This window comes from Inquilinus sp. YAF38 (assembly GCF_052113205.1).
Lineage (GTDB): Bacteria > Pseudomonadota > Alphaproteobacteria > DSM-16000 > Inquilinaceae > Inquilinus.
Window position 1 is genome coordinate 1 of the sequence record NZ_JBFRCU010000070.1, and the last position, 25369, is coordinate 25369.

Consider the following 25369-nt stretch of genomic DNA (forward strand, 5'->3'; position numbering starts at 1 on the left):
GACCGGCCGCGCCCGATCCCGGCGGCGCCGGGCCTGCCGCAGCAGCCGGGCCGCCCGATCCCCCGCCGCCACCGGCCGAGCTCGATCCGGACGAAGCCGAGTTCCAGCGCCAGGCGGCCTATGCCAAGCAGCACGGCCACATTCTGTTCAGGCCGCCCGCCCTGGCAAGGCGCCTGGGATTGCCCGAGAATGGCACGGCCGACGGCAGCCCTGTCCCCGGCTTCGGGAACCGGAGCGCGACGGATAAGCGGCCGTGAGCAACGGACGCTGCGAGGCCGCCGTCAGGTGGCCTCGCCGGGAGTCGTTCCGGCGCGGTCGGCCGCTGGGTCGGGCATTTTCCCGCGCGGCCGTTTCAGGCATGGCGGCATCGATCGGGCGGCGTCGGTCGCGGGCGAGCGCGCCCTCGGCTGGGCCGTCCATTACGGCACCGGCATCGTCTTCGCCGCCCTGCTGCTGGCGATCTGCGGCCGGGGCTGGGCGCGCGACCCGACCCTGCCGTCGGCTCTGGCCTTCGGCCTCGTCACCGTGGCCGCGCCATTCCTGCTGATGCAGCCGGCCCTGGGGGCCGGCATCGCCGCCTCGAAGACGCCGAACCCGCCCACCGCACGGCTGCGCAGCCTGATGACCCACGCCGTGTTCGGCCTCGGCCTCTATCTCGCCGCCCGGCTCACGGCGGCGCTGATCGAGGCGTAGCCGTCGCGCTCAGCGTGGACCGCGGGCCATCGAGCCGGGCTCCTCGATCTCGGCGACCTTGATCAGATACTTGCCGTAGCCGCTCTTCTCCAGCTTGCGGCCCTGGGCGATCAGCTGCTCGCGGTCGATGAAGCCCTGGAGATAGGCGATCTCCTCCGGGCAGGCGACGCGCAGGCCCTGGCGCCGCTCCAGCGTCTGCACATAGCTGGCGGCCTCGAGCAGGCTGTCATGGGTGCCCATGTCGAACCAGGCGAAGCCGCGCCCCATCCGCTCGACATGCAGCAGCCCGCGTTCGAGATAGACGCGGTTGACGTCGGTGATCTCGAGCTCGCCGCGGGCCGAGGGCTTCAGGTTGGCGGCGATGTCGACCACCTCGGCATCGTAGAGATAGAGGCCGGTGACCGCCCAGTTGGAGGTTGGGTGGCGCGGCTTCTCCTCGATCGCCGCGGCCCGGCCGTCGGCGCCGAAATTGACCACGCCGTAGCGCTCCGGATCGTCGACATAATAGGCGAAGACCGAGGCGCCGGAGGGCTGGGCGGCGGCCGAGGCCAGCAGCTCCGGCAGGCCGTGGCCGTGATAGATGTTGTCGCCGAGGATCAGGGCCGAGGGCCCGCCGGCGACGAAGTCGGCGCCGATGATGTAGGCCTGGGCCAGCCCGTCCGGGCTCGGCTGCACCGCATAGTCGAAGGTCATGCCCCATTGCGATCCGTCGCCGAGCAGCCGCTGGAACTGCGGCATGTCGTGCGGGGTGGAGATGACCAGCACCTCGCGGATCCCGGCCAGCATCAGCACGCTGAGCGGGTAGTAGATCATCGGCTTGTCGTACACCGGCATCAGCTGCTTGGACGTGGCGAGCGTCAGCGGATGCAGCCTTGTGCCGCTGCCGCCGGCGAGGATGATGCCTTTCATGGACGATGCTCCGGTTGATCGCGGCCGGGACCGCGCGTGGACTTGAAGAGTTCGCTGCGATATAGCAGGACGCTTCGCAACCAGAAAGAGCGGCTCTCATGGCTTCCAGTGCCGGAACGCCCGGCTTTGCGCAGCGGTGACGCAGCATCGACGCAGTTTCGTGGCGCGGATGCGGCGGTCGGCCGGCAAGCGCTGGCGCCGCTTGCGAGGGCTGCCGCCGCTGCCGGGCAAGCAACCGCCACCGCTGCGACAGGCGGATGAGCGCACCCCATTTGCCGCGACCGCCTGGATCGACGTCGTCAAGCCTTATGCCCCGGCGGCCGAGCCGGGCGAGGTTGCCCTCTTCGTCACCCATTCGCGCGACGGCCGCAGCATCCGCCGCCATGTCGAGCACTATGTGCGGGCCCTGCAGGCCGAGGGGATCTCGGTCGTCCTGATCGTCGCGTCGGACGCGCCGGATGTGACGCTGCCGCCAGATCTCGCTGTTTCGCTCGGCGGGCTCTATGTGCGGCAGAATATAGGTTTCGACTTCGCCGCCTGGGCTCATGTCCTGCAGCGCGAGCTGACGCTGTTCCGGTCGGACACGCTGTACCTGATCAACGATAGCCTCTATGGGCCGTTCAACGCGGAGGCGTTCGGCACGCTGATGGCGCGGATTCGGGCCGCCGACGCCGATATCATCGGGCTGACCGAGAGCCACGAGAAAGGCTGGCACCTGCAGAGCTATTTCCTGCGCATGAAGCGGCGGGCCTTCTCCAGCCTCAAGTTCCACCATTTCTGGCAGGATGTCCGCAACTATCCGGACAAGCAGGACGTCATCGACCTGTATGAGGTGACCTTCTGCGGACGGATGCGCGCGGCCGGCCTGACCTGCGCCGCCCTGTTCGAGAACCCGAGGGGTGACAACCAGACCGCCTTCGCTTGGCGCGAACTGATCGAGCGCGGCTTTCCTTTCTTCAAGGCTGCGGTGCTGAGAGGCGATCTGCCGCCGACCGTTACCGGTGAGGGATGGAAAGCCGTGCTGTCGGCACATGGCTACGACACCACTCTGGTCGATACAGGCCCCGACGCCGACCCGCCGGCACTGCCCGCCGGCCTTTCCCGCGAACGCCGACGCCGAGCTCTGGCCGACCGGCTGAGGATGGGCCCGGCGCCGCTGCGCCTCGCCTGCATCGGGTCGTGGACCAGCCCCGGAGAGAGCGGCGAGACCGGGCGCTGCCTGATTTCGGCCCTGTTCCACAGCGAGCACGAAATTAACCTGCACCCCCTGCCCGGCCCAGGCCCAGGTTCGGCGCCGGAGTGGACCGTCCGCAGCTTCGACGGCAGGGCCGACGTCGTGCTGATTCCGCTCGATATCGCTCGAATGGATCCGGCGCTGACGGCCCTCTGTGCCGATGCCGCGCTCTGTGTCGGCGTCTGGACCGGCGGCCCGCCGGATCGGGCCGGCCCCTGGTCTGCCATCGATGCGGCTCTGGCGACGGATCCTGCGGCGGCGGATGCGATCCGGCAGAATGGCGGGATCCCCGTGCGGCCGATCCCGGCCCTTGCCGCGGAGACCGATCTGCGGGCAGCGGCGGCGGCGATCACCGCCGCCATGCTGGACCTGCTGCCGGCTGCCTGATACGCCCGGACCGATGCGCCTACCCCGCCGACGCCTCCCCTCCTCTCTAGCCGAATGGCCGCAACTCGTTCCGGTGCCACTGGACCGCGCTCTACAGCCGGCGATCCTCGATACCCATCGGCTCGGCAACGATGTCTGGCTGTTCGTTGTGCCGTCCGAAGCCCGCCTTGCCGGAGACGCCTTGGACCGACTCGGAACGGCGGCGCAGCAGGCCCGGCCGGATGTCGGCATCATCTATGCCGACAGCGGGCGGTTGCGCGGGCGCAGCCTGGTCGCGCTGGACTGCAAGCCGCAGTTGAACCCGGCCCTGCTGCTGGCCCAGGACTATATTGGCTTTCCCTTGCTGATCCGGGGCTCGGACTTCACGCGCCTCGGCGGCCTGCGCGCCGAGCATCGGTCGGCGGCCTGGTACGACCTGTGCCTGAGGGCGTGGCGCGCCGGGATCGGCTTCGACCGGATCGCGGTGACGGCGATCGCAATACCCCGGCGCTTGCCCCTTTCCACCGCGGCCGACCGGGAACGGGTCCTGCAGCGGTTCCTGCAGGAGGGATCCACCCCGTTCGAGCTTCGTCCGGGGCTGGTGCCCGGGGCGTTCGAACTGCGCCGGGTCTTCGCCTCGCATCCAGAGATCACCCTGGTGATCCCGACGCGGCAGAGCAGCCCGCCGGGTGGGCGGCCCTACATCCTCGACCTGCTCCGCAGCGTCGAGGCCAGCAGTTGGCCCCTGGACCGGATCCGCGTGCTGGTCGGCGACGACGAGCCGGATGACCGGATCTATCGCGAGGCCGGCACACGGCTCGACCTCCGGCGCATCGTCACCACCCGCGCGGCGGGAGAGCCCTTCAACTACGCCCGGAAGATGAATGCGCTGTGGCGCGCCGCCGATACCGAGCTGCTGGTGCTGATGAACGACGATATGACGGTCCAGTCGCCGGACTGGCTGGAGGCGCTGTTCACCTTCGCCCTCAAGGAAGATGTCGGAGGGGTGGGAGCGCGGCTGTTGTTTCCCGACCACCGCATCCAGCACGCCGGCATGGTCGGCGGCCTCTATGGCGGCTGCGGCCACCCCTGGTTCGGCCAGCCGGCCGACCGGCCGACCTACGGCAACTGGGCCAGCGTCCATCGCGACTGGTGCGCCGTCACCGGCGCCGTCTTCGCCACCCGGAAATCGGCACTGGAGCGCGTCAACGGCTTCGACGAGCGCTTCAGCCTGGAGTTCAACGACATCGACCTATGCCTGCGGCTGAAGACCCTGGGCTACCGGATCGTCTACACCCCTCATGCCGAGCTGATCCATTACGAGCGGTCGTCGCGCGGAGATCTGTCTCGGCCAGGGGAGGAAGTCGCACTCTTTCTCAAACGCTGGCGAGATTTCATTGCCGACGATCCAATGTACAATACTCAGTTGACAACACGCAGCTTCGAAGTTCAACCGAAGCCAGAAAGTCTCGGGGTGGCACTGATGTAGTAGCCAGCCTGACGGAGTCAGGCCGGCCACGACACCGAATACCCTCCGGCATCGCCGTACACCAGCCGGCAGTGGTGATCCGTAGTGCTACGATCAGACACCGATGCCAGGCCCCCTCGAAGGCTTCCGGCCCAGAAACTCGAACTCTGATGCAGAGATCTCCCGCGTCACTTGGCTCAACTTGTCGAATTCGGTCCACAGTGGAGCGTCGCGTTTAGACGGATCGCGCCACAATTCGACGACATCAGCAATCGGAGTCGCCAAAAAGGCCTCTGCGGCCTCCGCCGAAACGTCTTGGCGCAATGCCGTCTCGGATTCCGATGCCAACCAGGCGATCGAGCGGTTCGGGCCCGCCCCCTCAGGAACGCAGATCCTGTCGGTCTCGAACCCTTTGAACCACTCCGCCAAGCCGTATCGGGTGCAATTGAAGAAGTGTGACGACCGCCTGTGGAGCGGCTGCATGAAGGCGGAACGGACGAGGATTCTTCCTTGCGGTTTGAGAACACGATGTAGCTCGTTCACGACGCGGTGCGGCTCGCGATAATGCTCCAGCGCATTCGTCACAATAACCGAGTCGAAGACTTCGTCGTCAAAAGGCAGTTCATGTACGTCGGCAACGATATCCTTGTGACCGGGAACCGTCAGATCGACTTCCACTACGTGGTCGAGCTTGCGGCTTGGCCGCCCAGCGCCCAGGCATAGCACCCACCCCTTCGTATTGTTGATCAGCTCTAGTGCCGTATCAGGCAGAGCGTTGCCCGCGAGCTCGGCGCGCTCGGCCTCGGGGGGTTGCAACTGGAATGCCAGAACCGGCCGGCCGTCGACGACGGGCCAAGTCCGCAAGCCGTCCAGACTCAACAAGGCGCTACGATCCTCGCTGAGAACGAGCCTCTGCCGCGTCTGCGGACAGCGCAGTATTGGCAAAAGCTTATCAAGCCGGGAAGATTCAGCCAGGGCAGTCAAATGAGGCTGTGGCTTGGGCAACCGCCGAGATCTCTCCTGATCCACGAGAGAAACCCAGGGATGCCGGCGCTTGAAATTTTCGTGTAGGCGCCGGTAGTTCTCCTTGACCGTGGTCTGCGTCGTCAACATCGACGACGAGTGAACACGGTATTCCGCCAATACGTTTGGTTGCCATTCTCCACGCAATCCGAGTTCGGCCAAACGGCACCAGAAATCGTAATCCTCCCACCCATAGCGGACATGATCATACCCTCCGGCCATCGCCCACGCCTCTTTCGCGATGAGAGCCATGGCGTCGACGAAGTTGCCGGCGGCGAAACGTTGCGGGTCATATGGCACATTCGAGATGATCCGGGACGACGCTCCAAAATGCTGGATGCTCGGATAGACAAACGCCGTCCGTTTGCTGCGGATTGTCTGCAGCAGCTGTTCGCAGCAAACGGGCAACAGCCTGTTGTCCGCATCGAGTGGCAACACGAAAGGTGTATCGGCCGCGTTAAATCCGGTATTGCGAGAGAAGCCAAGCCCATAGTTGACGCGGTTCTTGAGGACGAGAATCCGGTTGAAGCGAGCCGCATTCCGCTCCGCCCACGATACGGCAACTGCCAAGGAGCCATCGGTCGAGCAATCGTCGACAACCACGAGATCCAGGCTTTCGAGTGTCTGCGCACGAACAGATTCCAGCGCTTCCACCACATAAGTCTCGTAATTGTACAATGGTATGATGACCGTGACTTCCGCTCCAGCACGCCTGTCCTGCTCGAACATCACTTCGGACGGGAAGACCTGCGGCGCCTTGGCCTCGCGCGTCGACAGCAGTGCGCCTAGTGCAAACGCGCGTGCGGCCTCCGCCCCGCCGCGAAACTGATCGATTGCGCGACCAAATTGGGCGACGCACTGCATCGGCCCGAATCCAGCCAGCGCGGCATGGTAGGCCTCGTGCCCGATCCGTCGGCGGAGGCTTGAATCGTCGACGAGTTGCTTAAGATAGACGTACCAGTCGTCGGCGGTCACGGCGAGAAAACCAGTCTTCCCATGTGCGATGGCGCGCCTGAACGGACCGGTCGGCGAGGCAACCGTCGGCACCTCGACCAACGCTGCTTCGAAGAATTTGAGTTCGCTCTTCGCTTCGCAGAAGGGATTGCCAAATTCTAGAGGTGCCAGGTTGATATCGAAGCGAGCCATTTCGAGCGGCAGATCCGCCAGTGGCTGCAGCGGCCGCCATTCAATGCGGTCCTCAAGACCCGTAAGTTCCGGAAATTCGTGAACATCGACGAGCGACAACTTGCCGTCCGGCGTACGGAACAGAACGAGGCGACAAGCCGGATTCTCCCGCAGGAGTTTCGCGATTGCCTCCATTGCCAATCCAAGATCGCGCTGATGGGTTCTCGACCCGCCAGCATAGCCGATGCGGATCAACCCGTCGTCCTGCCGATGCCGCCATTGCTGCATGGCACGACGCGAAACATCGTGCGTCGCCTGGTCGAAGCTGTTCCGCAACACATGCGTGACCTTTCCTGCCCAACGCATGTGGAAAGCAAGCTCTTCCGTCGTCGTAAAGCACAGATCGGCAGCAAGCATCGTCTGTCGGATGCGCGCGAAATGGTCACGCACGCCGGCCTCAGGCAAAAGCTGCGTGCGCATGCCGTCGATGATCTTCTCTTGCGCGAGATCGGGATCGACCATCAGATCATCGATGTCGAAAACGACCTTGCCGCCGCATGACCTCACCAGGTTGACGGCCGCGTTGACGTGCTCGCCCCAGGGCACGCGCCAGAGAACAAGAATAGCGTAGTCGGGTAGATAATTGATGTGATGGGACAGTTCGTCCAGTCGTATCCATGCTGCATCGACGCCATTCGCCAGGGCGGCATCGACATAGCGCACCACACGGTACTGATTGCCGGGCGTATCCGGTTCGCCCGATACGAAGAGAATCGAAATTGCAGCCGAGGCCCCGCTTTTGCGAAGCGCAGCGGTGCGGGAGATCGGTGGTCGGAAGCTGCGGCCTTCACTCTCACCGAACCGGGCATAGTGATACAGCGCGTTGATGCCGCTTGCAGCGATGTCCGGGTTGTTCCTGAGGTACTGGCGCGTCGAAAACAGCGGGCCCGGGTCCCGCCCCTCGGCACCGCCATGCTTCGCGTAGTGCAGCGCCGGCTTCATCCCGCTGCGCGCAACCTCCGGATAGGCCGACCGATACCAATCTTCGTCAAAATATATGGATGACGCTATCGCGTCGGTGATTTCAGAGAGTTTGGCAAATTCCCTGCGTTGTCTGCGCCGCTTGCGGCGAAGCCTGGAATTCAAGAGCTCGACGCATCGCTGCAGCACCGAGACTCGGGCCTTCTTCTTCCGTGACCCGCTTTTTTTTGAGCCGAGCATCGCTGTATAGCGACGCGAGAACGTGGCCAACACACCCTGAATCTCATGCAGCTCGCTGCGAGCTTCACCCAACTCCCGATCAAAGGCCTTACGTGTCTCCTCCAATTCACCGTCAAACGCTTCACGGACTTCTCTCAACCTGAGATCGGACGCTTTGCTGACTTCCCTCAGCTTGGCATCGGAAGCCTCATTCTCCTTCTTTAATTCCCAGCCAAGATCTTCGACAACCTTGCGCAACTCCACAATACGTTGAACCGCACGCCTGCGCATGCGCTCCGACATTTCCTTGCTCGCCCGCTCACGCTCCACCTCGTTGTTGGCATGCTCAAGCGCCCCTTCGGTCCCCGCCGCCTCCGCAGCGCGCGCCTCCGCCTGAACGAGCCGGCCCTGTATTTCCGCCAGCCCCAAGCTTTCGCGCGTGGTCACGAGCCAGCGTGCTCCTAGATGGGAGAAGCGGTCACGTAGCGCGCCCATATCTTGGGGATCGGCCAACGAGCAGAGTCGCTGCACAACCGCAGGCGCATCGGCTCCGACCGCGACAACTCCGAGGCCGTGGCCGTGCAGAAACTCGAAGCTTGGAAACTGCTTCGAAATCTCGCCGAAAAAGCGGTAAACGCCGAAATCGGATTGCCGGACATTGGTATCATGGAAGAGGACTACGGCTCGCTCCGACAACTTCGGCCGCCATGATTCAAAATCGTGCTTTACCGCCTCATATGTATGGAATCCATCAATATGAAGAAGATCGATCGAACCGTCCTCGAAATATGAAAGCGCATCGTCAAAAGTGGAGCGGATCATCTCGGAGAACGCAGCATAGCGTTGGTCGTTAAACCTCCGAAGATCATTATAGACTTCATCGCTATAGTGACCAGCATGCTCATCGCCAACCCAGGTGTCGATGGCATAGCACCGCGTCCCGAGATTCACCCTCGCCACAGCCTCGCAAAAGGCGGCGTAGGATATCCCATTATGGGTGCCGAGCTCGACCAGCAGCCCAGGCTTGCATGCCGCTACTATCCAGAACGCGAAAGGGACATGCGCCCACCAAGCGCTCGACAACCCTAGCCGCTCCGGAATCCAGAACAGAGGATCAAGCCCCCGCGAGAGAAAGGTGTCGAGGTCGACGTGGTCCTCGATCGACACATGGCGTTCATTCATGGTCGCTGCTCTGTTCCTTGCCAGGCGATTCTGATCTCATACGGCGCGATAACGCACATCAAGCCAACCTAGGCAACCAGGATCTGCCTTGGCGCGGAGCCACAATGCCGAGCCCTTCATCCCACCGATGCAGAGTATTCGGGTTATGAAAAGGGTCGGAGCGGAAGCGGTCGGACCATCGAGCCGCCATGGTCGCCAACTCGCTACGCTCGCGGTCAATCTGCTCGGACGTTCGATTATAGCCGCGCGACGCGCTTTCGAGGTGCAGCAACTTGGCGAAGGGCGTGCAGACGACCTTGTAACCAAAATCGTTCATTCTCAGACATAGATCCACGTCATTAAAAGCAATCCGGAGGCTAGTTTCATCAAATCCACCGACTTCTTCGAAGACCGCCTTGCGGGTGACGAGGCAGGCGGCTGTAACTGCCAGATAGCCGCGCACCCCCGCTATTTGCCCCTCGTAGCCGGGGTCGGAGGCGTACCGACGTCGGTATGCATGGGCGGCTAGAGGCCCCGGCGCCAGGACGATCCCGGCGTGCTGAATGCGAAGATCGCTATAGAGTAGCTTGGCGCCCACGCCGCCAATTTCCGGCTGCATGGCCAACGACACCATCTCTCGCAGCCACTCCTGATCGATCACTTCGATGTCGTTGTTCAAGAAGGCGACAACTTCACCACGTGCCGCGGCTACCCCGTCATTGTTGATCTTCGAGTAGTTGAACGGTCCGGCCATCGGCAGGATACGGACCCGCGGATCGCGTTGCAGTGTCTTGAAAAGGGAGTGCGTCTCGGCTTCGACGCTTCCATTGTCGAGAATCAGCAACTCCACTGACGGATAATCTGTCTTTTCAAGCAACCCGCGTGCGCAGTTATGAAGCAGTTCCGCCTTATCGCGCGTGGGAACCAACACGCTGACAAGGGGGGCTGGATCGGGCAATGACCGCACGATACGGTTAAGATAGGGAGCCAGCGGTGACGGTTGCACTTCGACGATCTCACCATCCATGCGGCGCGCATGGTCGGCGGCAATCCGCCGCGCGGCCTTCGCATAGGCGGCCAGAGCCTCCGCTTCCACGTCTGGGTCCCCCGCCGGCGGGATGCATCGATGATAGAGCACTTCTGGAACGTGAAGAATCCGGGACTGCCCTGCCACGGCAGCCAGGCGACCGTGGAGATCGTAATGGTCGGCCGGCACCCGGTCCGGCCGCAGGCCACCAACATAGTTTACGAGATCGCGCCGCATCAGGCAAAGCCGGCCCATAAGGTCGAACATCAGATGTGCATCCGGATCCCATGCCGTTTTGAAGCGCGGCTTGAGACGGGATCCATCGGCATCGATCCAATCCTCGTCCGAGTAGACAGCCACGGTCTTAGGCTGCCGATTTATCGCAAAGATCATCGACGCCAGCGCTTCCGTGGCCAGACGATCGCCGGAGGAGAGGAAGGCGACGAAGACTCCGGTCGCTGCAGCCAGCCCCGTATTTTCGGCGTCTACAGCCGGTGCATCGTCCGGAACTATCGCAAAGATACATCGCTGATTCGGTCGCGCCGTCTTGGAGGAAAGAGACCTCATGGCGTCAATCCGCGAGGACCGCGCCACAATGATGACCTCGATGTTCTGGTAGATCTGATCGGCTATGGAAGCGAGCGTGGCGTGCACACCGTCGTGCCCTGCATCAGTGAGGATGAGGGATATAAGCGGCTTGTGGAACAACGTCCTGAGCCGCCCGACGATCTGATGCTGGTCAGCCTGGGATAGCACCGAGTGAGCCGCGATCCAGGCGCGATAGTCCGTGTCGTCAATTGTCGGCAGATCGCATGCGATAGTCCACAGCGTGACACGAGTCAGATCTTCCAAAGCGATTCCCCGAGAGAACAGCCGCAGCCGGGCGTCATCATCCTCTACCATGCCTCAGGAATTCCCGGTAAGAGCGGAGCCAGCCTTCTTAAGAGCCGTAGCGAGGCAATCGCTCAAGCAGGATTTTCGATATCCGAACTGCCGATCGAACCTCTGGCGCCGGATGGATCGCCCGACTCACGAGAGCACCTGGTATATGTCTTCGGCAGCATCGGTCCACGTCCGCAAGCTTGCCGCCGATATGGCCAGTTCCCGATCTTGGATGTGATCTCGGTCACCGACCGCCCGCCCGATCACCCGCCGCATGTCCTCGAGATCGTACGGATCGACATAGTCGGCCAGATCGCCGCCCACCTCTGGCATCGACGATGTCTTCGACGCGATACACAACTTGCCGAACCACAGGCTTTCGCCGATCGGCAGGCCCCAGCCCTCGTACAGGCTGGGGAACACCGTGAAGCGGCAGTTCCGGTACAGGAAGGCGAGTTCCGCATCCGACGGCCGCTCCGCCACCGCGACATAGCCGCCGAGATTGCCGGTAGCGCGCAGCAGGTCGAACACGTCCTCGGTTAACCAGCCGCGCTGACCCGCCAGCACCAGCCGCGGCAGGCCGATACCGATGTCCTGGCGCAGTTGGGCCCACACCTTGCACAGGGCAAGCGTGTTCTTGCGCACTTCGATGGTGCCGACGCAGAGGACGAAGGGATGCTCGGCCAGCACTCGGATTGCGTGGGCGATCGGCGCCTCATCCTCGGCATCACCCATGAATTCATGCGCCTCGGGCACCACGTGAGTCGGGATATCCCGGCCTGCGGCGGGCATCACCAGCCGCAGATCCGCCTCGGTCTGATTCGACACGCAGAGGAAGTCCGAGACGTAATCGGGCGTGCGATCGAGGAATTTGCGGAACTCGATATCGTGCCCCGGCTTGGCCAGCCACGGCTTGAGCAGCGGGATCACGTCGTGGATCATCTGGAAGACGCGATTGCCTGCCGTCTTCCGAGCCGCCAGATAGGCGATGTAGGGTTCGTTCCGGAAGTTCGGTGCCATCACCAGGATACGGTCATCCGGCTGCAGCGATGGTGTAGACAGGCCTTCRCCGGTCGCGGAAGTCCGCAGGCGCAGCCGTTCGATCCTGGCGCCCAGCCGGCGCAGCGGCGCGCGGCTCTGCCCGTCGGCATCGTCGGGAAGCGCCATGTCGCGCAGGAAGTCGTTGCGGTGCGTCTCGAAGCGGTAGTCCGGCCCAATGAAGGAGAGGTCGATCTCGACCACCCGGCGCAGCTTCGGATGCCAGGCGATGCCGCGCACCGCGCCCGGCCCGTGTATCGCCACCAGATGGCCGACGACGCGCAGCACGACCCGCTGGATGCCGGTCACCGTCGCATGCTTGCGCGCATGCGCCAGGATCGTCGTCATGTCGCAGAAGATGCGGGACAAGGCCACTCCCCGGTCGGCTATTCAGCCCGATCCGCCGCGGACAACGGCGTCACCCGGCCACCGCCACGGCGGGCCGCGCTTCCGCCTCGGCCTGTTCGTCCTCGGCCGTCTGCATCGTCCACAGCCGGGCATAGAGGCCGCCGCGCTTCAGCAGCTCGGCATGGCTGCCGGTCTCGACCACCTGGCCCTGGTCCATGACGTAGATCAGGTCGGCGCCGCGCACGGTGGAGAGGCGATGAGCGATCATCAGCGTGGTGCGGCCGATCATCAGCCGGGTCAGCGCGTCCTGCACCTGGCGCTCACTCTCGGTATCCAGCGCCGAGGTCGCTTCGTCGAGCAGCAGGATCGGCGCGTTCTTCAGCATGGCGCGGGCGATCGACAGGCGCTGCCGCTGGCCACCTGAGAGACGCACGCCATGCTCGCCGATCTGGGTGTCGTAGCCCTGCGGCAGGGCCGAGATGAAGTCGTGCGCCGCTGCCCCGCGGGCCGCCGTCTCGATCTCCTCCTGGCTCGCCCCCGGCCGGGCATACGCGATGTTGTCGCGCACCGTGGCATCGAACAGCGTGGTCTCCTGGCTGACCAGGCCGATCTGCTCGCGCAGCGAATGCTGGGTGACCTCGCGGATGTCGTGCCCCTCGATCCGGACCGCGCCCTCGGTCGGATCGTAGAAGCGCGGGATCAGGTTCAACAGCGTCGACTTGCCGGCACCGGACGGGCCGACCAGGGCCACCGTCCGGCCGGCGGGGATATCGATCGAGATGCCGCGCAGCGCCGGAATGGCCGGGCCGTAGGAGAAGTGGACGTTTTCGAGCCGGATCGCGCCGGTCACCCGGTCCAGCACCGCGGCGCCGGGCCGGTCGGTGATCGTCGGCTGCTTGTCGATCATGGCGAAGATGCCCTCCGCCGCGGTCATCCCCTGCTGGATCGAGCCCCAGGTGTTCACGATCCGCTTCAGCGGGTCGTAGGTCGAGATCAGCGCGAAGATGAAGGCCGTGAACTCGCCGGTGGTGCGGTTGCCGCTGATCACCTGCGACCCGCCGTAGAAGATGACGCCGGCGATGGCGATGCCCGACAGCACCTCCATGAACGGGGTGTTGTAGGATTTGATCCGCGTCATCCGCTGCGACAGCCTCGACACGGCCTGGACGAAGGTCTCGGTCGCCTTGATGGTCCGCTGCTCGGCGTTGTAGGCCTTGACGTGGCGGATGCCCTGGAACACCTGGGTCAGATAGCTGGTCAGCTCGCCCATGCCGAACTGGGACTTGCGGGTCACTCTGCGCAGGTCGCGGCCGACCTTGATCACCGGCAGGGCCGAGAGCGGGAAGGTGATCGAGGCGACCGCCGCCAGCCGCCAATCCATGTAGAACATCGCCACCAGGAGGCCGAGAAGGGTGGTGGCGTCGCGCCCGACGGATGCGGCGCTGGTCGAGACCGCGCCCATCACCGCCTGGACGTTGTAGATGAACTGGCTGACCAGATGGCCGGAGGCGGTGGCGTGGAAGCTGGCCAGGTCATCCCAGATCTTCCGGCTGAACATGCGCATCTGCAGCTCGGCGACGATGCGCCGGCCGATGCTGTTCATCACCACGGTGAAGCCGTAGGTCGACGCCCCGCGCACGAAGAAGATGACGACCACGATGATCGAGATCGGCATCAGCAACTCGGCATTCTTCGCGGTGAAGATGCCGTCGAGGGTGTGCTGCAGGGCGTAGGGGATCGCCGAGGTCGCGACCGCGGTCGCCGCCAGGCACAGGAAGGCCATCACGAAGCGCCAGAAATGGCCCTTCATGTGCTCGCGCAGCATCCGCCTCGCGATCTGCCAGTCCGTCATTTGGCCAATCCGCGGCCCGATGGCCGCCCGTGGTCTCTTGCTCATGGGGTGCTCATATAGCGCCGTCCGGCCGATCCGCCAAATGACAGTCGCGTCAGGCGCGAATGCAAACAGGGCGCCCGGCCCGCCGCGGGCCGGTTTCTGCGGCTGCGGCGGGCGGGCGCCCTGTTCCATTTCGGCGGCGGCCGGCCCTGCGACAGGCGGCCGCGCCCAGATCCGAGACCGCTCAGCGGCGGTAGGTGCCGCGGGCGATGGCGTCGAAATCGGCCGGGCCGATGCCCAGCTCGTCCATCTCGCGCCGGTCGAGCTTCAGCAGCTCGTCGAAAACCCGGTTGTATGCCCGGCGCTCGGCGATGCGATGCGCGACGGCGCCGCGGAGGCGGGCGAAGACGCCGGTGCGGCGGGCGGTGGCGGGAGCGAAGTCCAGAACGTCGATATGCATGCTTACCTCATCTGCCGGCGAGACCGGCCCTCATTTTTTCCTTGTGCCCTCCTAATGTATGACGTTCGAGCCGAGCCAGGATCGGCTTTTTTGCAGCGCAGCAATGGTAAGCATGCATGCCATGGCCTTGCCATGATCGGCCCGGAGCTGTTTTCCAACGCCCTCCGCCAATACAGAATCACAGAGTGAAACTCAGAAATCCACAGACCGCATGGCGCAGTTCATTGACCTGCCTGGTGCGGCGCTATAACTAAAGGGCGACGGATCGGCCCACCGCAACGGGCCCGCGGCGATTTGATGGGAAGCAGCTTGCGCCCGCGTCACCAACCGCTAAAGCGCCACGATGCAGGTCGTGGTTCCCTCGATTGACGAGGTGAGGACGCGACGATGATCAGGACAGCCCTTTACAGCCCTTTCGCGGACCGCCGATGGCCGCAGCGCCGATGCACTGTCGCCGCGCCTGATCCGGCCGCGGCCGCCCTGTCTCGCCTTGCACCGATCCACTGATCCGGCACCGTCCATGATCCGCCTCGACGCCATCTCAAAGACCTTCACCCGCGCGGGCCAGGCCCAGGTCACGGCGCTGGCCGACGTGTCGCTGACCATCGAGCGCGGCGAGATCTTCGGCGTGATCGGGCCCAGCGGCGCCGGCAAGTCCACTCTGATCCGCCTGATCAACCTGCTGGAGCGGCCGACCAGCGGCACCGTCACGGTTGACGGCACCGATCTGACCGCCCTCCCCGAGACGGCGTTGCGGGCCGAGCGGCGGAAGATCGGCATGATCTTCCAGCATTTCGCCCTGCTCTCCTCCCGCACCGTCTTCGCCAATGTCGCGCTGCCGCTGGAACTGGCCGGCCTCGACCGCCGCAGCATCGCCGCGCGGGTCGATCGCCTCCTGGAGCTGGTCGGGCTGACCGACAAGCGCGACCGCTACCCGGCCGAGCTGTCGGGCGGGCAGAAGCAGCGCGTCGGCATCGCCCGGGCACTCGCCAGCGAGCCGGCCGTGCTGCTGTGCGACGAGGCGACCTCCGCCCTCGACCCCGAGACCACGGCCTCGATCCTGCAGCTCTTGGCGAAGATCAACCGCGAGCTGGGCCTGACCATCGTGCTGATCACCCATGAGATGGCGGTGATCAAGGCGATCTGCCACCGCGTCGCAGTGCTGGAGCAGGGCCGCGTGATCGAAGAGGCCCGGGTGTTCGACCTGTTCACCCGGCCGCAGACCGCGACCGCCCGCGCCTTCGTCGCCAGCGTCACCGGCGCCGAGCTGCCGGAGGCCCTGGCGGCCAGGCTGTCCGAGCGGCCTTTGGCCGGCGGCGAGACCGTGCTGCGGCTGGTCTTCGCCGGATCGCAGGCCGGCACCACCGCGCTGGGCCAGCTGGCCCGCCGGCTCGGCATCGACGCGGCGCTGCTGCATGGCCGGGTCGACAGCGTGCAGGGCGCGCCCTTCGGCACCCTGATCGTCGCCATCCCGGGCGGGCCGGAGACGGCGCGGCCGGCGATCGATTTCCTCTCCTCCCTCAAGCTTTCCGTCGAGGTCCTGGGTCATGTCCCCGCAACTCTTCGCGCTGCTGGCTGACGCCGCCTGGGCGACGCTGTACATGGTCGCGGTCTCGGCCGCGATCGGCACGCTGCTGGGCGGCCCGATCGGCATCTGGCTGGCGACCAGCGGCAAGGGCGAGCTGTTCGCGGCGCCGGCGGCCAACCGCATCGCCGGGCTGGTGGTGAATGCCACCCGCTCGACCCCCTTCATCATCCTGGTGGTGGCGATCATCCCCTTCACCCGGCTGGTCGCCGGCACCTCGATCGGCACCACGGCGGCGATCGTGCCGCTGACCATCGCCTGCGTGCCGTTCATCGCCCGGATCATCGAGGCTGCGGTGCGCGAGGTCGACCAGAGCCTGGTCGAGGCCGCCAAGGCGATGGGGGCGACGCCGCTGCAGATCGTGCGCAAGGTTCTGGTGCCCGAGGCGATGCCCGGCATCGTGCTGGGCCTGACCCTGACCGTGGTCAGCCTGATCGGCTATTCCGCCATGGTCGGCGCGGTCGGCGGCGGTGGCCTGGGCGATCTCGGCATCCGATACGGCTATCAGCGCTTCATGCCGGACATGATGGCCGCGGTGGTGATCGTGCTGATCCTGTTCGTGCAGGCGGTGCAGATGGCCGGCGACCGGCTCGCCCGCCGCGTCAACAAGCGGCAACACGCGGCCTGAGGTCTTTCCATTCGAGGGGGTTGTGATGAGCCTGAAGACGATTCTGGCCGCGGCGGCGTTCGCCCTGGCTGTGGCCCCGGCCTGGGCCGAGACCATCAAGATCGGCGTCACGCCGGGGCCGCATGCCGAGATCCTGGAGCAGGTGAAGCCGATCGCCCACGCCAAGGGCCTGGACATCGAGATCGTCGAGTTCTCGGATTATGTCGTGCCCAATGCGGCGCTCGATTCCGGCGAGCTCGACGCCAACTCGTTCCAGCACGAGCCCTATCTGGTGAACGAGATCGATAAGCGCGGCTACAAGATCAGCAAGGTCGCCAACACCGTCACCTTCCCGATCGGCATCTACTCGAAGAAGATCAAGGCGATCGGCGAGTTGCGCGACGGCGCCACGGTCGGCATCCCGAACGACCCGACCAATGGCGGCCGCGTCCTGCTGCTGCTGCAATCCGCCGGGCTGATCACGCTGGCCGACGGCGTCGGGCTGAAGCCGAGCGTGGCCGACATCACCGGCAACCCGAAGAAGCTCGAGATCATCGAGCTGGACGCGGCGCAACTGCCGCGATCGCTGGACGACACCGACATCTCGGCGATCAACACCAACTACGCCGTCGAGGCCGGGCTGGACCCGTCCCGCGACGCGATCCTGCGCGAGGCGGCCGACAGCCCCTATGCCAACATCATCGCGGTGCAGACCGCGCGCAAGGACGAACCCTGGGTCAAGACCCTGGTCGAGAGCTACCACACCGACACGGTGAAGCAGTTCCTGGCCGACAGGTTCAAGGGCGCGGTGATCGCCGGCTGGTAAGCGCGCGGATCAGTCCTCGCCCGGGCCGCTGTCGAGCGAGTGGCGGCCGCCGCCGGTGCCGGCGATGAACAGCAGCCCGCCGAGCACGGCGAGGTTGCTCATGAACATCGCGAAATCGAGCTCGAACCGGCCCGGGGCCGAGTCCCAGAACGGGTGGAAGACCACGGTGGCGACGATGGTGAAGCCGGCCAGGGCCAGGGCCGCCAGCCGGGTGTGCCAGCCGAGCAGCAGGAAGGCGCCGGCGACAATCTGCAGCGCCGCGGCGGCGGCGAGCAGCAGCTCGGGCTCGGGCAGGCCGCGGCTCTGCACCATCGCCACCATCGACTCCCATTCGGGAATCTTGGAGATGCCGGCGGCGAAGAACACCAGCGCCAGGCAGAGCCGACCCGCAAGCTGGATGAGGTCGAGCCCTGAATTCCGCTCGGTGTTGTCTACGGCCATGGTGGAGGACATGAAACGGTTCGCTGTGCTGTCTCTATGGCAGCAGGTTAACCAAACCATTGTGGCCGCGCCGTGTCCGCCATCACAGCTCGGCCCGCGACACCCCCGGCCGCGCCAGCCGGCTTTCGCGGGTCAGATCGGCCAACAGGCGGATCAAGGTGCCCTGCCGCCGCGTGCCGGTCTTGTCGAAGACCGAGCGGAGCTGGCTGCGCAGCGTCTCGCGGCTGAGCTGCAGTTGCCCGGCGATCTCGGACAGGGAGAAGCCGTCATGCAGGGCCACGGCCAGCCGCGCCTCGGCCCGGCTGAGGCCGAACAGGCCCGGCAGCACCTGGCCCAGATCGTCCGGGCTGGCCCCGATCGGGCTCAGGAACAGTGCCGCCACGGCTTGCGGTGCGGCGACGGCGGTCGGGCGCCGGTCCGGCAGGCGGCAGCCGCTGGCGATCAGCGGCGCTTCGGCGGTGCCGGGCAGCAGCTTGATCGCGACGACGCTGGGCCTCGGCTCCAGCACCGCCGCGATCAGCCCGCGCAGCGCCGCCGCCTCGGCCGGATCGGCGGAGTCGAGCCGGTTGCCGCGCAGCTGCAGCCGGCCGCTCTCGAACAGCCGGTCGGCCATGGCGTTGACATGCACCACCCGGCCATTGGCGGCGAGCAGGACCACCGCCCGGTCGAGGCGGTCGAGCACATCCTCGGCGAGCCGGGCCCGGCCGGCCAGCCCGTCGAGCCGCTGGGCCAGCGCCAGCGCGCGGCGGATATGCGGCACCAGCAGGTCGAAGCGCCGCGCCTCCGCCGGCGTGAACGGCCCGGCGCGGCGCGGCCGGCGCACACTCATCCCGGCGACGCCGTCGAAGCCCGGGTCGATGGCAGCCATGGTCCAGCGGCAGCCGTTCTCGTCCAGGAACGCGCCGAAATCCTGGCGGTCGAGCCAGTCGGGATCAACCACCTCATGGCACAGCTGGACGGTCGGCGGCAGGCGCCGCCAGGCCGGCAGGCGCGGATCCTGCAGCGCGTAGTCGCGCAGATAGCGGGCATGGACGGCCGCGTCATAGCCCACGGCCACGGAGAAGAAAGGGTCGGCGGCCGCGGCTTCCAGCACCAGGATCTGCGCCACCTCGCCGCCGGTCCAGCCGCAGATGTCGGTGAGCACGGGCCGCCAGGCGTCGGGATCGCTCCCGGCGTCGTAGATCCGGCCGATCAGGTCGCTCAGCCGATCGAGTTCCCCCATTCCGGGCTCCGGCAAGGACGAGGAAAATCAGCGAAGCGCAGATCGCGCGCGCCGGCAAGGTGGTATGATGACCTTCCTGCCGTCAGCCGGCTGCGACGATCCCTTCGATCAGCCGGCTGACCCCGGCCGCCGCCTCGATCGGCAGCATGTGGCCCTGGCCGGGAAACAGGTGCACCGCCACCGCCGGCGGCAGCCCCTGGGCCTGATGCACCGGCAGGACGGCGTCGTCCGTACCCCACAGCAGCTGGACCGGCACCGTCAGCTCGGCCAGCCGGTCGCGCAGCACCAGGCGCTGGCGGCCGGGGGCGAAGCATTGGTCGGCCAGGCGGCGCAGCGTCGCGCGAACGCCCGGGCCGGACAGGGCCGCCAGCACCAGCTCGCCGAGCTCGGCCGTGATCAGCCCGGGATCGGCGTAGAGCGGCCGCAGCGTCGCCGCCAGCGTCTCCGGGTCGTCGGCGCCGAGCAGCCGGTCGATGAAGCCGGTGTCGACCTCCTCGCCCAGGCCGCTGGACGCGACCAGGGTCAGCGAGGCGGCGCGGTGAGGGCGGGACAGGGCGGCCTGCAGCACCACCGCCCCGCCCAGCGAATGGCCGACCAGATGGGCGCGGCCGATGCCGACCGCGTCGAGGAAGGCCAGCAGGGCCTCGGCCAGGCCGGGCACGCCGCCCGAACCGAGATCCCTGGACGAGCCGCCATGGCCGGGCAGGTCCAGCGCATAGGTCGGGTGCCGGGCCGAGAGCTGCACCTGGCAGCCGGCCCAGGTCAGCAACTCGCCGGCGAAGCCGTGCACCATGACGATCGGGGTGGGGACGGCCGGAGTCCCGCCGCCCACGCCCATGCGGCGATAGCGGAGGACCCGGCCATCGGCCAGCGTCGCCGACTGGGCGTAGGCGCCGCCGGCCGTCGCCGGATGGGGGAAATCCGAGAGGTTCATTCCTCGATGCCGGCGAGGCGGAACTGGATCTTGTGCACGGCGTTGGCCTGCAGCTCGCCATAGCCGGCCACGAGCGCGGCGCGGTACAGCTCCGCGGTCAGGGCGGTGCCCGGCATCGGCACGCCGCTGGCGCGGCCGAGATCGAGCATCAGCCCGATGTCCTTGGCCATGTTCTTGAGGTGGAAGGCCGGCGCGAAGTCGTTGGCCAGGGTCTTGCGCGCGGCGCCGCGGATGACGCCGGAGGAGCCGCCGAACCGGTCCAGCACCTCGATCACGCCTTCGGCCGCCAGCCCGTTCTTGCGGGCCAGGGCCAGGCCCTCGCCGAGCGCCGCCATCTGCGCCGCGGACAGCAGGTTGCCGATCAGCTTCATCACCGCGCCGGCGCCGCTGGGACCGAGATGGTGCACCCCGCCCGATATCGCCTCCAGGATCGGGCGCACCGCCTGCAGCACCGCGGCGTCGCCGCCGACGATGAAGCCGATGCTGCCGTCCCAGGCCTGGTCCTTGCTGCCATAGACCGGGGCGTCGAGATAGGCATGGCCGGCCTGGACGGCGGCTTCCGCCAGGCTGCGCGACACCGCGGGGTCGGTGGTGGTGCTGTCGACCACCACCGCGCTCCTGGCGGCATGGGCGAAGGCGCCGTCGGGGCCGAGCAGCACGCCGCGCTGGGCGTCCGGCCCGGTGACGCAGAGCATGACCCGGTCGCGGCCCGCCACCGCCTGCGCCACCGAAGCGGCGCGGACATAGGCTGGATGGGCGGCGATCTCGTCCGGCAGCTCCACGGCGCTGCGGTTCCAGGCATGCACGCGATGGCCCGCCTGCAGCAGGTTGCGCACCATGCCCCGGCCCATCAGGCCGAGGCCGAGATAGGCGATGTCGGCCATATGTCCTCCCGTCGCGACTCGGCGGGCCGCTCCGGCGCGCCTGCCCACATCCTACAAAGGGCCGGACCGGATGCCAGCCTGCATGGGTGGAAGCAAAGTGAGGGGCGGGTCTGGACCTCGACACAGGGCCCTTATCCGGAGGCACAAGCACCTCCGGCCCCTCCCGCAGGGCGGGAGAGGCAAAACGATCCGGGTCTCGTAGGTTGGGTTCGCGGCAGCGAACCCAACAGAATGGGGGGCCGCGATGGCGGCGACATGTTGGGTTCGCGAAGACGCGAACCCAACCTACGCGGTCAGCCCGTGTCCGGCGGCTTGGGCCTGCGGTTGTTGGCAGCGGAGCGGGGCTCAGGCTGATCCTCATCGTCCTCGCCGTCCTCCGGCGGAATGAAGCCCAGCTCCTCCAGGGCCTCGTCGGCCATCTCCAGCCACTGCTTCACCTGCACCGGATAGCCCCAGCGCCGGCACAAGGCCGCCACCGCGACTTCGGCCCGGCTGGCTTCCACCAGCTCCGCCACCTCCGGCCGCTCCAGCCGCTCGCACACCTCGTCGGCGCGGCGGTCGGCCTCCTCCTCGTCCTTGGACACCTCAGAGGCGGCCGCCATCATCGCCAGCCGGACCCGCAGCGCGTGCCAGTCCTCCTGCGCCGCCTCGCGCTGCGCCGCGGCCTTGCGCCGCTCGGCGGCCTGCCGCGACAGCTTGTCCTTGAGCAGCAGGGTCAGCCGCACCGCGCGCGAGACGGTGGCGATCCGCTGGCAGTAGTCGACCCCAGGCTGCGGCGCCTGCAGCGCCTCCTGCTGCGTCGCCCGGGCGATCGACATCTGGATCTCGACCAGCTCCGCCACCACGCACAGATCCGCCGCCCGCTCCTCCTGCGGAGCGGCCGAGGCCTCGGTGGCCGAATCGGTCTGCGCCTTGTTCATGGAACATAGCATGAACGAGGTCGCCAATTAATACAATTGCACAATGTGTTAACAACAACTGCTGGTCACGACAGCGGCCGCGGGGCGACACGCCGCGAAGGGTCGAAATCGGTCCGATCTGACCAGAGCCCGGCTGCTATAACGATGACGCTGTCATCAAGAATCAAAGTACCGTTGGCGATGTGTCCATCTATCAGTGGAGGGGACGCCATGGCCGACAGGATATCCGCCACGTCGACCAGGACCACCAAGCCGGCCGCCAAGCGACCGGCCCGCAAGCCCGCAAAGACCGTCGCAGCAAAGAGCAAGGACCCGGCCGCGGCGCCGGCCCTCCTCTCCGGCGGCAATCCCCAGATCGCAAAGGGCGATGGCGAGGGCCCGGTGCAGGCCTATATCGCGGCCATGCCGGGCTGGAAAAGCGATCTCGGGCGCCGCCTCGACGCGCTGATCACGCGCACCGTCCCCAGCGTGCGCAAGGCGGTCAAATGGAACTCGCCGATGTACGGGGTCGAGGAGAAAACCTGGTTCCTCGGCATTCATTGCTTCACCGAATACGTCAAGGTGGCCTTCTTCCGCGGCGCGGCGCTGCAGCCTCTGCCGCCCGGTGGATCGAAGCAGAAGGATGTGCGCTACCTCGACATCCGCGAGGACGAGCCGCTCGACGAAGCCCAGTTCGCCGCCTGGGTGAAGCAGGCCAGCGAATTGCCCGGCGAGAAGATGTGAGCGGCTGGCGAGAGCTTGTCAGAGCAGCAGCCTTTCCCCTTTGCCGTCATTCCCGCGAACGCGGGAATCTCTTTCCAATCAAAGCGTTACGAGATCCCCGCTTCCGCGGGGATGACGGGGTTGGAGAATTCTGAATAAGGTGTCGCAGGCGGGAGGCAGCCATCATGAAGACAACGACGATGACGGAACGCGGCCCGAAGAACGGAGGCGACTCTCCCTCCCGGCTGATCGATGCGAGGATCGAGGAGCTGGGCGGCTGGCGCGGCGCGACGCTGGCCCGGGTCCGGGCGCTGATCAAGCAGGCCGACCCCGAGGTGATCGAGGAGTGGAAGTGGCGCGGCGTCCCGGTGTGGTCGCATGACGGCATCATCTGCACCGGCGAGACGTACAAGGCCGTGGTGAAGCTGACCTTCGCCAAGGGTGCCGCGCTGGCGGACCCGGCCGGCCTGTTCAACTCCAGCCTCGACGGCAACACCCGGCGCGCCATCGACATCCGCGAGGGCGAGGCGATCGATGAAGCGGCGCTGCAGGCGCTGATCCGCGCCGCAGCGGCCCTGAACGCCTCTGCACGGGCCGCCCGCTCCCGGAAGAAGACGAAGAGCGGCTGAGCCGCCCATCCCACCCGGCGACGGCGGCCATGGCGGCGGCCGCCGGCGGGCCCGGGCGATCGTCTCGACATCCCGGGCCGGGCGATGGAGAGTCGGCGCCAGGCACGGGAGGATGGATCTCATGGATCTCGGCGACAGCTGGGAAGCCCAGGCCCGCCAGTGGATCCGGTGGGCGCGGCGGCCGGGACATGACAGCTATTGGCGCCATCACCGCGACCAGTTCCTGCGGCTGGTGCCGCCGCCCGGCCGGCGGACGATGGATATCGGCTGCGGCGAGGGACGGCTGACGCGGCACCTGAAGGGACTCGGGCATCGGGTCACCGGCATCGACGCCTCGCCGTCCCTGGTGGCCGCGGCCCGCGAGGCCGATCCGGCGATGGATGTCCGCTTGGCCGATGCGGCCACGCTGCCCTTGGAGGACGCCGCCGCCGACCTCGCGGTCGCCTTCTTGTCGCTGCACGACATCGATCCGATGCCGGCCGCGGTCCGGGAGATCGCGCGGGTCCTGGAGCCCGGCGGCCGGCTGTGCCTGGCGACCGTCCACCCGATCAACTCGGCCGGGCGTTTTGAACGCCATGCCGCCGATGCGCCCTTCGTCATCGCGGAGGAGTATCTGCGCCCCTTCGGTTAAGCCGACGCGGTCGAGCGGGACGGCCTGGCCATGACGTTCCACAGCCGGCACCGGCCGCTCGAAGCCTATTTCTCGGCGCTGGAGGAGGCCGGGTTCCTGGTCGAGGCGCTGCGCGAGCCGGGCGTTCCGGACCATGCGATCGCGTCGGAGGCCGGCCGCCGATGGCAGCGCCTGCCGCTGTTCCTGCACCTGCGCGCCCGCCGCGCGTGAGCGCGGCAAAGGGTGGAATACGGTTGGCCCGCTGTCGATTTGCGGGCTGGTGTGCGCCATATGCGGTCATTTACCAGGCGTCCCAATAGCGGACACCCAGCAAAACCCTCGGGATCTCGGCGCTTTCGATCGTTCGGGCTGAATTCGGGGCGCCCAGGACCGGCCATTGCAGACGGTCCGCCCGGGGGCGCTTGGTCTATCCGAGGGTATGAATCGCTTCTCCGCCGTCCGTTCGTCAGGCCGAGTTCGCGGTGCTTCGCGACCCGCGCGCCAACATCAGGTCAGCGCCCGCCCAGATGCAAAGGCAGATCATCGTTGCCCACGGCAGAACGGAACGTTCCAGCGCCGCGGAAGGCGCCAGTGTTTCGAAATCGCTCGCAATCGCGCCGAGTGTGAGCAGTATTGCCGGTATCCGGCTCAGCACGACTGAGAGGCGGAAGATGTCGGAGGCCGGCATCGACCATCCGAACAGCCGTAGCCGAGACTCTAGGCCGATTGCGCTTCCGAGCTTACCGGCCGCGTGCATGAAGCCTGAAGTCGCTGCGAGCAGGGGGTTGCCGAGAAGGGCCAGTCCGAGGCCGAGCAGGACAGCGCCCAAGCTGGACAGGAGATCGCCACGCCGGTTCCGGTTGCGGTCAGACGCCTGACGAGGCCGCCACGCCCTTCGGTACTCCTCCCCGCTCCAGAAGAAAAAGACAGTCGCGACGGTGACCGCGGCGGCGGCCGGGCTTCCGGCGACATAGTCCCAAGTTGCCGCCACCACATGCGACACCCCGGCCCTGTGTCGGGCCGCCTGAGCAGATGCAGCGATGCCGCTGACCAGGCCGACGGCATTGCCGAGATTGTAGAGACCGCCCGGGCCTTTGAGGCGGTCCCCAAGCCATGTCCCGACACCTTTTGTCGCGCTGACCATCGGGGCTCCTTCTGATGACGCGTCAAGCTCGCCGGCACTCTGGCAAGGCCGCTTGTCCGATCGGCTTTAAAGGGCGGGAATCTTGTTACGGCCGTAG

23 protein-coding genes are annotated in these 25369 nt (G+C 66.5%); 11 read left to right on the forward strand and 12 right to left on the reverse strand.

The window, feature by feature from the left end:
• Positions 1 to 257 (forward strand): hypothetical protein (locus tag AB4Z01_RS25785; protein WP_441698722.1); only part of this gene is annotated, 257 nt, incomplete at its 5' end.
• Between the two features lie 28 nt (positions 258 to 285).
• On the forward strand, positions 286 to 693 hold the full coding sequence (locus tag AB4Z01_RS25790) for a DUF2938 family protein (RefSeq protein ID WP_441698723.1): 408 nt from the start codon (positions 286 to 288) through the stop codon (positions 691 to 693).
• Positions 694 to 702: 9 nt separating this feature from the next.
• On the opposite strand, the gene rfbA is transcribed toward AB4Z01_RS25790, so the two are convergent.
• Positions 703 to 1602 carry a glucose-1-phosphate thymidylyltransferase RfbA gene (rfbA, locus tag AB4Z01_RS25795; protein ID WP_441698724.1) on the reverse strand — a complete coding sequence of 300 codons (900 nt, stop codon included), beginning with the start codon at positions 1600 to 1602 and terminating at the stop codon, positions 703 to 705.
• 136 nt (positions 1603 to 1738) lie between these two features.
• Between rfbA and AB4Z01_RS25800 the strand changes: the two genes are divergently transcribed.
• Together AB4Z01_RS25800 and AB4Z01_RS25805 are read left to right on the forward strand one after the other, a co-directional pair.
• On the forward strand, positions 1739 to 3223 hold the full coding sequence (locus AB4Z01_RS25800; RefSeq protein WP_441698725.1) for a rhamnan synthesis F family protein: 1485 nt from the start codon (positions 1739 to 1741) through the stop codon (positions 3221 to 3223).
• Between the two features lie 181 nt (positions 3224 to 3404).
• Positions 3405 to 4691 carry a glycosyltransferase family 2 protein gene (locus tag AB4Z01_RS25805; protein WP_441698726.1) on the forward strand — a complete coding sequence of 429 codons (1287 nt, stop codon included), beginning with the start codon at positions 3405 to 3407 and terminating at the stop codon, positions 4689 to 4691.
• Between the two features lie 93 nt (positions 4692 to 4784).
• On the opposite strand, the gene AB4Z01_RS25810 is transcribed toward AB4Z01_RS25805, so the two are convergent.
• The 5 genes from AB4Z01_RS25810 to AB4Z01_RS25830 form a co-directional block, all read right to left on the reverse strand.
• A complete protein-coding gene (locus tag AB4Z01_RS25810) occupies positions 4785 to 9200 on the reverse strand; it encodes a glycosyltransferase (protein WP_441698727.1) in 4416 nt (1471 codons plus the stop codon).
• A gap of 58 nt (positions 9201 to 9258) precedes the next feature.
• Entirely contained in the window at positions 9259 to 11109 is a 1851-nt protein-coding gene (locus AB4Z01_RS25815; protein ID WP_441698728.1) for a glycosyltransferase family 2 protein, read from the reverse strand.
• A 126-nt stretch (positions 11110 to 11235) separates the two neighbouring features.
• On the reverse strand, positions 11236 to 12495 hold the full coding sequence (locus AB4Z01_RS25820) for a glycosyltransferase family 4 protein (RefSeq protein ID WP_441698729.1): 1260 nt from the start codon (positions 12493 to 12495) through the stop codon (positions 11236 to 11238).
• A gap of 49 nt (positions 12496 to 12544) precedes the next feature.
• Positions 12545 to 14326: an ABC transporter ATP-binding protein gene (locus AB4Z01_RS25825; protein WP_441698730.1), complete on the reverse strand. Its 1782-nt coding sequence runs from the start codon at positions 14324 to 14326 to the stop codon at positions 12545 to 12547.
• A gap of 226 nt (positions 14327 to 14552) precedes the next feature.
• Positions 14553 to 14768 (reverse strand): hypothetical protein, encoded by a 216-nt coding sequence (locus AB4Z01_RS25830; RefSeq protein WP_441698731.1) that lies wholly within the window; start codon positions 14766 to 14768, stop codon positions 14553 to 14555.
• Between the two features lie 520 nt (positions 14769 to 15288).
• Here AB4Z01_RS25830 and AB4Z01_RS25835 point away from each other — a divergent pair.
• From AB4Z01_RS25835 to AB4Z01_RS25845, 3 genes are read left to right on the forward strand one after another with little or no spacing between them, the layout of a single operon-like run.
• A complete protein-coding gene (locus tag AB4Z01_RS25835) occupies positions 15289 to 16347 on the forward strand; it encodes a methionine ABC transporter ATP-binding protein (protein WP_441698732.1) in 1059 nt (352 codons plus the stop codon).
• The gene (locus tag AB4Z01_RS25840) at positions 16316 to 16981 is read left to right on the forward strand and encodes a methionine ABC transporter permease (RefSeq protein WP_441698733.1); all 666 of its coding nucleotides are present in this window, start codon (positions 16316 to 16318) and stop codon (positions 16979 to 16981) included. The genes AB4Z01_RS25835 and AB4Z01_RS25840 overlap by 32 nt, the downstream gene beginning before the upstream one ends.
• 25 nt (positions 16982 to 17006) lie before the next feature.
• Complete coding sequence (locus AB4Z01_RS25845; RefSeq protein ID WP_441698734.1) at positions 17007 to 17786, forward strand: MetQ/NlpA family ABC transporter substrate-binding protein; 780 nt, start codon at positions 17007 to 17009, stop codon at positions 17784 to 17786.
• Between the two features lie 9 nt (positions 17787 to 17795).
• Here AB4Z01_RS25845 and AB4Z01_RS25850 read toward each other — a convergent pair whose 3' ends face one another.
• The 5 genes from AB4Z01_RS25850 to AB4Z01_RS25870 all read right to left on the reverse strand — a co-directional run bounded on the left by AB4Z01_RS25850 (position 17796) and on the right by AB4Z01_RS25870 (position 22187).
• Positions 17796 to 18239, reverse strand: a complete 444-nt coding sequence (locus AB4Z01_RS25850; protein ID WP_441698735.1) for a DoxX family protein — start codon at positions 18237 to 18239, stop codon at positions 17796 to 17798.
• 70 nt (positions 18240 to 18309) lie between these two features.
• The gene (locus tag AB4Z01_RS25855) at positions 18310 to 19449 is read right to left on the reverse strand and encodes a helix-turn-helix transcriptional regulator (protein WP_441698736.1); all 1140 of its coding nucleotides are present in this window, start codon (positions 19447 to 19449) and stop codon (positions 18310 to 18312) included.
• 82 nt (positions 19450 to 19531) lie between these two features.
• On the reverse strand, positions 19532 to 20383 hold the full coding sequence (locus AB4Z01_RS25860; RefSeq protein ID WP_441698737.1) for an alpha/beta fold hydrolase: 852 nt from the start codon (positions 20381 to 20383) through the stop codon (positions 19532 to 19534).
• Positions 20380 to 21267 carry an NAD(P)-dependent oxidoreductase gene (locus AB4Z01_RS25865; RefSeq protein ID WP_441698738.1) on the reverse strand — a complete coding sequence of 296 codons (888 nt, stop codon included), beginning with the start codon at positions 21265 to 21267 and terminating at the stop codon, positions 20380 to 20382. Before AB4Z01_RS25865 ends, AB4Z01_RS25860 begins: the two co-directional genes overlap by 4 nt.
• Positions 21268 to 21560: 293 nt before the next feature.
• Positions 21561 to 22187 (reverse strand): hypothetical protein, encoded by a 627-nt coding sequence (locus AB4Z01_RS25870; protein ID WP_441698739.1) that lies wholly within the window; start codon positions 22185 to 22187, stop codon positions 21561 to 21563.
• A 144-nt stretch (positions 22188 to 22331) separates the two neighbouring features.
• On the opposite strand from AB4Z01_RS25870, the gene AB4Z01_RS25875 reads away from it, so the two are divergent.
• The 4 genes from AB4Z01_RS25875 (at position 22332) to AB4Z01_RS25890 (ending at position 24359) form a co-directional block, all read left to right on the forward strand.
• The gene (locus AB4Z01_RS25875; RefSeq protein ID WP_441698740.1) at positions 22332 to 22910 is read left to right on the forward strand and encodes a DUF1801 domain-containing protein; all 579 of its coding nucleotides are present in this window, start codon (positions 22332 to 22334) and stop codon (positions 22908 to 22910) included.
• A 164-nt stretch (positions 22911 to 23074) separates the two neighbouring features.
• Positions 23075 to 23518: a DUF1801 domain-containing protein gene (locus tag AB4Z01_RS25880; RefSeq protein ID WP_441698741.1), complete on the forward strand. Its 444-nt coding sequence runs from the start codon at positions 23075 to 23077 to the stop codon at positions 23516 to 23518.
• Positions 23519 to 23639: 121 nt separating this feature from the next.
• Positions 23640 to 24149, forward strand: a complete 510-nt coding sequence (locus AB4Z01_RS25885) for a class I SAM-dependent methyltransferase (protein WP_441698742.1) — start codon at positions 23640 to 23642, stop codon at positions 24147 to 24149.
• Between the two features lie 30 nt (positions 24150 to 24179).
• Entirely contained in the window at positions 24180 to 24359 is a 180-nt protein-coding gene (locus AB4Z01_RS25890; RefSeq protein WP_441698743.1) for a hypothetical protein, read from the forward strand.
• Between the two features lie 235 nt (positions 24360 to 24594).
• On the opposite strand, the gene AB4Z01_RS25895 is transcribed toward AB4Z01_RS25890, so the two are convergent.
• Entirely contained in the window at positions 24595 to 25272 is a 678-nt protein-coding gene (locus tag AB4Z01_RS25895) for a hypothetical protein (RefSeq protein ID WP_441698744.1), read from the reverse strand.
• Positions 25273 to 25369: the final 97 nt, after the last annotated feature.